At 33.7% G+C, this 9,978-nt stretch carries 13 protein-coding genes; 12 read left to right on the top strand and 1 reads right to left on the bottom strand.

The genetic code is table 11. From position 1 onward, the window contains the following. Positions 1-47 precede the first annotated feature (47 nt). The 8 genes from B4W65_RS16595 (at position 48) to B4W65_RS16560 (ending at position 6,262) form a co-directional block, all read left to right on the top strand. The gene (locus tag B4W65_RS16595) at positions 48-887 is read left to right on the top strand and encodes a site-2 protease family protein (RefSeq protein WP_088656286.1); all 840 of its coding nucleotides are present in this window, start codon (positions 48-50) and stop codon (positions 885-887) included. Positions 888-1,133: 246 nt separating this feature from the next. Further along, entirely contained in the window at positions 1,134-2,504 is a 1,371-nt protein-coding gene (locus B4W65_RS16590) for a hypothetical protein (RefSeq protein ID WP_088656285.1), read from the top strand. Between the two features lie 17 nt (positions 2,505-2,521). Then, complete coding sequence (locus B4W65_RS16585; RefSeq protein WP_088656284.1) at positions 2,522-3,250, top strand: hypothetical protein; 729 nt, start codon at positions 2,522-2,524, stop codon at positions 3,248-3,250. A 176-nt stretch (positions 3,251-3,426) separates the two neighbouring features. Continuing rightward, on the top strand, positions 3,427-3,969 hold the full coding sequence (locus B4W65_RS16580; protein ID WP_088656283.1) for an STM3941 family protein: 543 nt from the start codon (positions 3,427-3,429) through the stop codon (positions 3,967-3,969). Positions 3,970-4,336: 367 nt separating this feature from the next. Continuing rightward, the gene (locus B4W65_RS17250) at positions 4,337-4,654 is read left to right on the top strand and encodes a hypothetical protein (RefSeq protein WP_146697826.1); all 318 of its coding nucleotides are present in this window, start codon (positions 4,337-4,339) and stop codon (positions 4,652-4,654) included. Then, positions 4,647-5,174 (top strand): STM3941 family protein, encoded by a 528-nt coding sequence (locus B4W65_RS16570; RefSeq protein ID WP_088656281.1) that lies wholly within the window; start codon positions 4,647-4,649, stop codon positions 5,172-5,174. Before B4W65_RS17250 ends, B4W65_RS16570 begins: the two co-directional genes overlap by 8 nt. Before the next feature lie 164 nt (positions 5,175-5,338). Continuing rightward, positions 5,339-5,758 (top strand): hypothetical protein, encoded by a 420-nt coding sequence (locus tag B4W65_RS16565; protein ID WP_088656280.1) that lies wholly within the window; start codon positions 5,339-5,341, stop codon positions 5,756-5,758. A 15-nt stretch (positions 5,759-5,773) separates the two neighbouring features. Further along, positions 5,774-6,262, top strand: coding sequence for a hypothetical protein (locus B4W65_RS16560; protein ID WP_146697825.1), 489 nt, complete (start codon positions 5,774-5,776; stop codon positions 6,260-6,262). Between the two features lie 20 nt (positions 6,263-6,282). Here B4W65_RS16560 and B4W65_RS16555 read toward each other — a convergent pair whose 3' ends face one another. Further along, the gene (locus B4W65_RS16555; protein ID WP_088656278.1) at positions 6,283-6,657 is read right to left on the bottom strand and encodes a hypothetical protein; all 375 of its coding nucleotides are present in this window, start codon (positions 6,655-6,657) and stop codon (positions 6,283-6,285) included. 554 nt (positions 6,658-7,211) lie between these two features. Between B4W65_RS16555 and B4W65_RS16550 the strand changes: the two genes are divergently transcribed. The 4 genes from B4W65_RS16550 (at position 7,212) to B4W65_RS16535 (ending at position 9,942) form a co-directional block, all read left to right on the top strand. Further along, positions 7,212-7,895, top strand: coding sequence for a hypothetical protein (locus B4W65_RS16550; protein ID WP_146697824.1), 684 nt, complete (start codon positions 7,212-7,214; stop codon positions 7,893-7,895). 177 nt (positions 7,896-8,072) lie between these two features. After that, entirely contained in the window at positions 8,073-8,372 is a 300-nt protein-coding gene (locus B4W65_RS16545) for a hypothetical protein (protein ID WP_088656276.1), read from the top strand. 5 nt (positions 8,373-8,377) lie between these two features. Further along, the gene (locus B4W65_RS16540) at positions 8,378-8,731 is read left to right on the top strand and encodes a hypothetical protein (RefSeq protein WP_088656275.1); all 354 of its coding nucleotides are present in this window, start codon (positions 8,378-8,380) and stop codon (positions 8,729-8,731) included. A 176-nt stretch (positions 8,732-8,907) separates the two neighbouring features. Continuing rightward, positions 8,908-9,942, top strand: a complete 1,035-nt coding sequence (locus B4W65_RS16535) for a TlpA family protein disulfide reductase (protein WP_088656274.1) — start codon at positions 8,908-8,910, stop codon at positions 9,940-9,942. Positions 9,943-9,978: the final 36 nt, after the last annotated feature.

The raw sequence follows: 9,978 nt of genomic DNA, 5'->3' as shown, positions 1-9,978 counted from the left end.
CGCACTATATTGCCACACGTTGCCAGTAATTTTAAAAAGACGCATACATGATAATAATAGCGATAACTATTTACATTTTATTGAATCTGACACCAAAGTGGATTCTTAAAGAGAGATATAACCAATTGGAGAATAGTTTTAATTGGACAATTCCATTTATAAAACTAACTGGATTTGTTTTTTGCTTCATTTTAGCATTTCTGTTAATATTTGGAATTACAAAGTCCACAAAAGACTCATACATTGAAAATAAGAATGCTATTTACGGATTGGCATTTAATAACAAAATGAAGGAATTCGGATTTCAAGATAGCATGAAAATAAAATCAATTAATGGACAAGAGATTGAAAGAGTAACTGACATTTTAAAAAGAATAATTATTGAAAATGGTGATATTGAAGTGTCAGTAGAAAAAAATGGAATACAAGATAAAATAGTATTAAGTGATTCAGACAAAGTTATACTAATGCAAAATCATTCAGCTAATCCGATAGTTCCGATAATGCTTGACTCTAATGGTGAGAATGAAATCATTCAAACTGAAAAAAGTTTTGGATTTTCTGATGTTTTTGAAAGATTTTCAACTATCTGGAAACAGGCATTGATTTTAATTAATCCTAATCCTTCGGCATATAAAAATATTGGTGGATTTGTTTCTATATCAAAGATTAACAATATCCGAGGTTATTTATTGGTGCTCTCGTTAAACTTGATAATCATTGGTATGCTGAATTTGTTGCCCTTGCCTGGATTTAGCATTGGTAATTTTGTAATATCTACAATTGAGACTTTAAGAAAAAAGCTATATAATAAAAAAAGGAAACGAGTAATTGGTTGGATTTCAATATTTTTGGTTGTTGGAATTTTAATAATTAGACTGACATAAACAAAAACTACTGGNTTTTTGGTTGTTGGAATTTTAATAATTAGACTGACATAAACAAAAACTACTGGCAACACACAATATAGCCAATAAGGGTTTCAGTGGTATGCGAAGGGTTGTAGCCCGCTTCAACTTTTCGTGTACCGTGATAGGAAATCGCCCGCAATCCCTTACTGGCCATATTGCCACCGTTAGCGGTTATGCAAAGAAACGACACAGCAATAATAGAATCTTAAAAACATAAAAAATATGAGTATAGTAGGAAATTCATTTAAAAGAGAACTCGGCAAGAATGCTGGAAAGATGGTTTCTAATATGATTTTTGGAGATAAACATTCAACACCATATCGAAGAGTTCATAATGCAGCACCTCCTGCACCGAAACCATCAAAAGCTCAATTAGAACATGAAGCAAATCTTGTTAGAATTCAAGCTGAAAAGGAAATGCAAATGAAGATGCTTAAAGAACAAAAAAAGCAACATAAAGCAGAATTGGATTTGCAAGAAAAAATATTCAAAGAGCAACAGGATAAAGAACAAAAGGAGTTCTTGGAAAAATACATTCTTGAATTACAAGAGGAGATTAGAACAGCTTTGAATTATAACACAGACTCTCCAAGCCTTGAAAATGTAAATTATCTGATTAGCATACTTGAAACAAAAAAGTGGGCTAATAAACTTGATGTTGGAACTAAAAGCTTAGAGAAAAATAAAAACAGACTTGAAAATGAGTTGTCAGATATATACTTATTGAAGCTAAATGAATGCTTAGATGTTTTATCTGATAGTTTGAATGAAATGAAAAAGAAATATTATCTCGATACTTTGCAAAAATTTGAAAAGAGAAAATCAGAAGGATTGTATGGGGTGATTGGTGCAAATGTCGGAGCATTAGCAAAAAAAGCATTCAATCATTTAAGAGGTAGTAAAAAAGAAAAAGCAATAGCAGAAAATACAGAAGCAAATGTTGAAAACAACGAAGAGGTAATTGCATCTTCTGTTTTCTTCGACCTAAACGAGGATAACAGAATCTCTGATACACTTGCAAGTATTTGGGAAAGGTATTCAAATTCAGTAGATAAAGATATAATTAGCCGCAGACCAATTTTCTCTGCTGACGGGGTGAAAGATAGCATTTTATATGTTGGTATTAATCCGTCTTATGAACCTGCAGACGACGAAGTGTTTTTGAAAAGTGACGACGAAAAGTCTTTGCTTTATGGCAGCTTGTATCAAAGAGACGATGCTCCTGATTATTTTAAAAGCTTAGAATCATTTTCTGATAGTATAGAAAAAGGGTATTCACACACAAACCTTCTCTATGCAAGAGAAAATGACAGAGACATGTTATTGCAAACAAATAGTGATTTTATCAGAGAACAGCTTGAACTTACTTATGAAACGATTGTGAAAATCCAACCTGTTGCAATTTTCTTTTTCGGTACAATTACCAGAGACTTAATATTTGGAGCTGACAGGTGGGTACATCCTGATACCGAGAAAGACGGACATTTTATTCTTAACGGAACAAATATTCCTGTGTTTTTTACAGAGGATATCGCTTTCCTACAAGATGCAGACAAAGCGAAACTTGCTGAAAGTGTACGTTTAGCATTGTAACTAAAATTTAAGAAAAAATGTACGGAGACAAATTCAAAAACTTTGTAAAAAACGGAGTTGGTAACTACTACATCGGTACGGGTAATCCAAACTCTAACACTCTTTTGATTGGAAAAGAGTCAGCTATTGATGTTAATGATACTATCGGAAGAGAATGGTATGAGGAAAATGCTCTAAGTTGGGAAAATCATATTAAATCGAACACCTGTGAAATATTGGAATATTCGGTTGACCAAGACCATCCACTTAGAGCAGGTTGGGGTAAAAATACATGGAGTAAGTATCAAAAATTATCGGAGATAATCAGAGATAAAGAAAGTGGAGCGTATTATGTTGATTTTCTAAAACATTCTTTTACGACTGAAATAAATGACGCTCCAATGAAAAAAACTTCTGATGCTGATAAAAGCGGAATCCCTGAACGTAAACTACTGTTTAAATCATCGAAGTTCATTCAGGATTTTCCTGTCATTGTATTAGCGTGTTCTGACTACATTAAAAACAATGACAACATAAGAGAAATTGACGAAATATTTGGAGTAACATATGCAGGGGACGAAAAAGGAAAATTCTGGTATAATAAAGGGAATTGGTTTTTTCTACACTATAGTCCTGACTTCAAAAAACTTGTAATTCACACAAGACAATTAAGTGCTGATGTGAAAAATGAATTACTACTTGATATGGGTGAAATAATAAGAAAACATCTGATTGAGATTGGAGAAATAGAAAGCACAAACCGCTAACACTGTATATACAAAATGGGCGGAATTGTAGTAAATTCAAGGGTTGTAGCCCGCTTAAAAATCGTAACGGTTTGATAGGTTTAAAGCCCGCAATCGCCCACTTTGCATATACTTGTCCGTTAGCGGTCAGCATAAAACTAGACACACAGATAACCTAACGATAAAATTGAAAAAGTATGAATAAGATTGAAATACCACTGAGTAAGTCAAAGATTTCTCTACTATTGATTGGAGCATTAGTTTTCGTGATATTAGGGACATTGTTTTTAATAACTCCTGACACTTTTATTTCTCCGATTTTTAGAAATCCACAGGCAATACGAATTGCAGGAATAGTCGCAGTTTTATTTTTTGGTGCGGTAGGTGTATATGGATTTAAAAAGCTGTTTGACAAAACGCTTGGATTGACAATTGATGAAAACGGAATTACGGACAATACAAATGCCACAAGTGTTGGACTAATCGATTGGAATGACATTGTTGAGATTAGAGCTGAACAAGTTATGTCAACAAAATTCTTGATGATTTTTACTAACAATCCTGATAAGTATATGGAAAGGGTAAATGGATTTAAAAGAAAACTTATGCAAGGAAATATGAAAATGTATGGAACCCCATTGTCAATAACTTCCAACACATTGAAATATAATTTTGACGATTTACAAAGACTGATAAAAGATAAATTGATAGAACAAAAAGAAAAAATGCCGAACCGCTAACAAGCAATATAACCAATGTCGGGCGCGGTGGTAGCTTGAAAGCGTCTGCCCCGCGCAATGTTTTGTAACAGTTGACAGTGATGTCGCCCGCTCTCCGCCACTGGTTATATTGCAAACCGTTGGCGGTAATATTGAGAGACCACCGTGCACATGGAATAGACTAAAATAATAAATGGAAAAACAGATATTTTACTTTGGCAAAACAACAAAATGGGATAGGATTACAATCTTCTTGTATTTAGTCTTATCAATTGGATTAACAGTTTATTATAGGAACAATTCTCTTAACTATAAATTGCACAGAGATATTTTATTTGCGTATGCTTTTGGAACGCATTTCTTTCTATATCTGTTTAATTACAAATCCTTGAGAAACCTGAAAGTTTATTTAATTTGGTTCGCCTTTGGACTAATACAGCTGTTTATTTATTTCAAACTAAAAGACATTGATTATTTACAGAATGTAAAAGGACATGCTTCAACAGGATTAAGAAATACCATTCCTCTGTTGATTCTTTTCCAAATATTACGATTTATAAGCGCAAAAACTCAAGGACAAGAATTGGTCGCTCCTGGCAAAGGTTCAACAACGGACTTGTTTGATGAGAGAAGAATTACAATTATTGACTTTATAGCATTTGCAATTTACATGGCGGCAATGATTTTATTATTTTTCTATGACTGAAATTAAACTATATAAATCACCATGGAAAGCGATAAAGCTACTCGGATTGACAATTCCACTCGTAGCTGTTGGGATTTGGTTGATTTTAAGAAATGAGAGTACTCTCGTGGATAGGATTATGGGATGGATTGGTGTTCCATTTTTCGGATTTGGATTTTTCTTGGCATTTTTTCACATGTTCGATAAAAGACCCCAGATTATTATAAATGAAACTGGAATTTGGGATAGAACCACAAAACAGGACTTGATAAGCTGGAACCTGATTAAGAATGCGAAGCCTTTAAATATATTTGGTCAGAAGTTTATAACCTTGACAATGGATAAATCATTTAAATCAAGGAATAAACAATATCGTTGGGCAAGAAAGTTAAGCAAGGAAGTTGGTTCGTCTGGATTAGATTTGCAATTAAGTCAAATAAAAATTAACCCTATGACAATGACAAAATTTATAAAAGAAATGATAAAAACAGATGAACAAAACAGACAAGGTTTGATAGATAAATACTTTGATAATCAATAAAATACTACCGCCAACATCATGTATAAAACATTGGGGTTTAAGTGGTTAATTGAATGTTTCTGCCCCGCATCAGCTTTTGCAACGGCATACAGTGATGAAGCCCGCAATCCCCAACGTTTCATACACGTGACCGTTGTAGTGCATTTAAAGAAAGACCGTAATACATGAAACTGATAAATGATATAATATTTAAAACTTATTTATACTTTCATAAAAAGGATAAATCACTTGCAATAACAAGAACACTTGGATTTATAACTTTATTGGAAGCTTCTTTGATAGTTCCTCTTTTTGCGATTATTAATGGAATTTCATCGATTTATAAAACTCCTGCAGAACCTAATAGCAAGATGAAATATTATATTGGTATTCCTCTGTATTTAATACTTACCTTTTTAAATAATAGATTAATAAAGTCAAAATTGAAAGAATTGAATATCCCTAAACTTTATGATGATTATTTAGTTGATGGTCGAATTAAATATATATGGTTGATTTTTATATTGCCAATTATATTTGTGTTCCTTACTCCAATTATATATGGTTCAATAAATGGTACTCTTAGATTCCCTGCTTTTGAATAATACGACATGTTGAGAATGAAAACGATTTACAGAAAAGAGAAAATTAAAATGTTCCTTCAGGACTACTATTTTGGTTATGGCAAATGGATTACTTTGTTAAGACTAATCGGTGGGCCTGGACTTATACTCATTGGACTTGATTTATATAGAAAGGGATTTGATAAGTTTTCAGTAGCATATTCTGGATTTTGTCTTTTGTATGGTATTTATATGATTTTCAAGCCTTATCTATGGGTTTTGTTTAGACTTGATAACTATAGGACTGAGAACGTAGCAATACAGGTAGATGAAGATTCTTTGTTGCTTACTGATGATAAAAATGAGTCAAAAATTGGATTTGAAACTTTCAAGAAAATCTTTGATAGAAAAAGTTATTACTCATTTGTTATATCAAAATCTCAAAGATTAAGGATACCGAAAAGACTGATTGATAATAATGGACAAGGAATAATTGAGAATAGAATAAAAACGCACTACAACACGCAATATAGCAAAAAGCGGTGAAGTGCTTAATTGGAGCGGTTTTAGCCCGTTTCAACTTCATCACGGTTTGATAGTGTATCGCTCGCAATCCGCTTCATGCCATATTGCAAAACGTTGCCGCCAATTACAGAGAACCCATCCCATGCGTTTAATGGATTTGCACTCGGTAGAATAGATAAAACCGTATAGTCAGCAGACAGAATACGCCGGTAGACTTTTATGAATAAATCGGTGCGAAGCGTAATAATGAAATCCATTCGGCTTTGACCAGGGTTTCGTAAAATTAAGGTGGTGCTCAGACAGCGGGTAGGTTTTTTAAAGGTTTGTGCAGAGTAGGGACCCTGGATTTTTGCGGTTGTCGTAGGAAAGTGAAGTTTGGCAGGCCGGTGCAGGGTTTCGGTAGAAACTGCCCGCATAAAGAATCGGACTTCTGAAATGGATTACGCGGATTGCTTTATCAAGGGTTTCGTGTAGGTGAGGGGTGCGCAGACAGCGGATAGGTGTTTTTAAAGGTTTGTGCTGAGTAGGACACGCAGAATTTAGCGGTTTTCGTAGGGAAGTGGGGTTTAGGAGACCGGTGTCGGGCTCCGGTAGAAACTGGCTGAATGATGAAAGGGATTCGCAAAGCGTTATTTGCTTCCCGATACGGTCAAATGATTGATTGGTAGAAACGTATATCCAGTACTTCTTAAAATCAAATGCTGGCATACGGATTGGCAAACGGATTTCGGGGATTTGGTGTTGGTATAGGGGTCGCGGCGAAGTGGCGGTATTGTCGCCCCCAGACTTGGATGAAGAGCAAAATGCGAGGAGGGTACATAAATGGCGGCAACACGCAATATATTGCATCGCTGCTCGCTTATAGATAACAAGTTGGTTTCTGGGCAGTGGCCCTATGTGGAAAGGATATTCACTGACAGAGAAGACGCAACGCACTATATTGCCACACGTTGGCAAACATATTAAGAAAATGACTGCACAAAAAATAACATATCTGATTTTGATTCTTTTTTCATTATTGAGTTGCAAAATAGAACACTCGGATAATGAGAAAGTATTAGGTGATATTTTTCCACAACTGATTGATAGTTTAAGAATAAATAGCACAAACTTGTTTCTGCCACCACCGCCACCACTTTATGACCAAGATTCAAATTTTATTGGAATTGATACGGTTACTGCTAACCTGATTCTTAAGGAATATGAACAAAAGTTAAAAATAATTGACTCTCTTAATCCCAGACTATTGATCGGATTAGTTGATTCGTGTTTGATTTTTGACCTTGATGATTTAGAAAATAGAACTTATAGCAATGACAAGTTATTAAGAATGATTGTAGACAATAATAAAATGGATTCGATTTATAGAAGTGAAACTTTAAATATTGGATTAATTAATGTGCCCACTAGTTATGAATTATTATTGTTATCAGATTTAAAAAACAAATACGACGACTTTTGGGACATAAAAGACCGCAGATTCGGGGGATTAGTTGCAGTTTCAGCAGTGTTGTTCGATAAAAAGAAAGATTATGGACTTTTAAGAATTGAGACTTATCCATTTCTTTTTGAGGGTGCTGGTTATTTTTTACTGATTGAGAAAAAGGATAATAGTTGGATTATTAAAAAGGTTTTAAATGACTGGTTATTATAAAAATACGTTTGCCAACACGCAATATATTGCATAGCTGCTCTCTTGTAGGCAGTTAACAGGTTTTGGGGTAAGGGCCCTATGTGGATAAGATATTTACTGTCAAAGAATACGCTACGCACCATATTGCCACACGTTGGGCACAAGCAAAAAGGTTGTCGCACAAAATCAAAATATTTAGTGAAAGAATTACAAGACATTTATAAAAAAACAAGCGAATTTTCTGTTCGTCTTGCAATAACATTGCTCTGTTCAGCAGGTTTATATTTGTATGTAAATCTTCCGAACCTCGAGAAAGTTATTGGAGGTGTAGTATTTCAATTTTTAGCTTCCATGATTTTTGGATATGTGATATCTCAATTCGCAGCTTTTTATAAGAAAAATGACTGGAAAAAAATATGGCTTATAATCTACCAGCTCATCGTTGCAATAAGCATTCTGGCTGCCATTCTTGGAATTATCCCATCTAATAACAATTAGCTCAAATGATTGAACTTGTAAGATTATATTGGAGAATTCATCGATTAAAAGTAGCCATTATTTGTGCTGCATTAATTTTGGGGACTAATTTGCTGCTTCCTTTGTCAGATTCTGAACCATATGTTTTTACCGATTCATTGCTGCAGGCTGTTGCTTCAATTGGATTCTATTTAATTATGACTCCAATTTTTATGATAGTGTACTACATCTATAATAAGCAGAAGAAATACAGAAATAGGGGATACACGACTGAAATACCAGAAATTTTTACTGTTGACAATTTTTTATGCGTATTTACAGTATATTCCACTTTTGGGTTTATAGCAGGATTTATTTTTAAGAATTTGCTATTGGGTTAATAAATGCCAGTGCCCAACATCATGTATAAAATATTGGTGGCTTATGTGTGTATAGGCAACTCCTCTCCCCGTAGCAAATTTCTTAACGGCAGACAATAACGACGCTCGCAAGCCCCCAACAATTTCATACATGTGGGCGTTAGGGGCAAGCAAAATACAAAACCATCGAATTTATAATGAGAATATTAAAGCAAGCATTAAAATGGATTCTTAGGATCATATTATTTAGCATCATAGGATTTGTAGTACTAGTGGCGATTTGGTATTTCTATGTTGGTAGCAAACTCCCAATTGACAGTAACCAATTTTACTTGAGAAAAGAGTATAAAGAAGCATATATGCGCATTTTGAATCATCCCCAAAGAACAGAGGATGCTCCAAAGTATATATTGCATGTTTTAGAGCATAATTTAAATGAAGAAAAGTTAGTCAATCTTGATGAGTTAAAAGGAAAAGTAGTTGTATTGTATTGGTTTGGAAAATGTAAATACCATCCCACTGTTCCTGATAATTTAGGTGAATTAGCAAGAAAATATAAAGATGATTTAAATATATATATCATAAGCCACAGTATTAATAAACCAATAGAGGAAATAAAAAACAAATACCCGGAGCTAAATATTTGTGAAGGAGAAAATCAGCATAAAGAAACCGTATTTGGTCATAGTGCATCGCAGCATACTGTATTAATTGATAGGGATGGAAAGATTTTAACATATGGTGATTTTCCTATTGATTGGTGTGTTGAGAAATTAATTAAAGGAGAAGAATTTCTCCAATCAGAATTCAATATTCTGGATTTTTATGCACGTGAACATAAAATGCATGCTTATGTGAAATTACATAATGAGTTTTTGGCATTTGAAAGATGTAATTTTACTGATTCCCAGGATGCAAAAGCATTACTTTGTACTGATTATTCTATAAACTGTGCAAATTTAACAGGTCGTCAACTTTATCAAATAGTGACAAAAACTTCCCATAGTCAGATTACTTTTAAAGATGTAGATTCAGTATTATTTAGTAATCGTTTCAATTTTTGTTATGGCATAAATGAATTAAAATATATTGATACGGACGGTAAATACAATTTTGAATTAGCGAAAGCCGAATTTAAACAGGCGGTGAAAGGAAAGTTAGATAGTATTTTTGACGTTAATAGTTCATTAATGATAAACGGAAAAGATTCAGTGTTAGTAATAAATAAGTAAATGCCAGCCCCTAACATCGCATATACCTAATGGCGG

This window comes from Geofilum rhodophaeum (genome assembly GCF_002210225.1).
GTDB lineage: Bacteria > Bacteroidota > Bacteroidia > Bacteroidales > Marinilabiliaceae > Geofilum > Geofilum rhodophaeum.
Note: the sequence above shows the minus strand (reverse complement) of the source record. Positions and strands in the feature narration are given on the sequence as shown.

Excerpts from the sequence above, each read along its gene's own strand:
- B4W65_RS16555 (WP_088656278.1), bottom strand. The coding sequence starts at position 6,657 with ATGCGGGCAGTTTCTACCGAAACCCTGCACCGGCCTGCCAAACTTCAC.
- B4W65_RS16585 (WP_088656284.1), top strand. The coding sequence starts at position 2,522 with ATGTACGGAGACAAATTCAAAAACTTTGTAAAAAACGGAGTTGGTAAC.
- B4W65_RS16595 (WP_088656286.1), top strand. The coding sequence starts at position 48 with ATGATAATAATAGCGATAACTATTTACATTTTATTGAATCTGACACCA.
- B4W65_RS16550 (WP_146697824.1), top strand. The coding sequence starts at position 7,212 with ATGACTGCACAAAAAATAACATATCTGATTTTGATTCTTTTTTCATTA.
- B4W65_RS16590 (WP_088656285.1), top strand. The coding sequence starts at position 1,134 with ATGAGTATAGTAGGAAATTCATTTAAAAGAGAACTCGGCAAGAATGCT.
- B4W65_RS16535 (WP_088656274.1), top strand. The coding sequence starts at position 8,908 with ATGAGAATATTAAAGCAAGCATTAAAATGGATTCTTAGGATCATATTA.
- B4W65_RS16540 (WP_088656275.1), top strand. The coding sequence starts at position 8,378 with ATGATTGAACTTGTAAGATTATATTGGAGAATTCATCGATTAAAAGTA.
- B4W65_RS16570 (WP_088656281.1), top strand. The coding sequence starts at position 4,647 with ATGACTGAAATTAAACTATATAAATCACCATGGAAAGCGATAAAGCTA.
- B4W65_RS16565 (WP_088656280.1), top strand. The coding sequence starts at position 5,339 with ATGAAACTGATAAATGATATAATATTTAAAACTTATTTATACTTTCAT.
- B4W65_RS16580 (WP_088656283.1), top strand. The coding sequence starts at position 3,427 with ATGAATAAGATTGAAATACCACTGAGTAAGTCAAAGATTTCTCTACTA.
- B4W65_RS16560 (WP_146697825.1), top strand. The coding sequence starts at position 5,774 with ATGAAAACGATTTACAGAAAAGAGAAAATTAAAATGTTCCTTCAGGAC.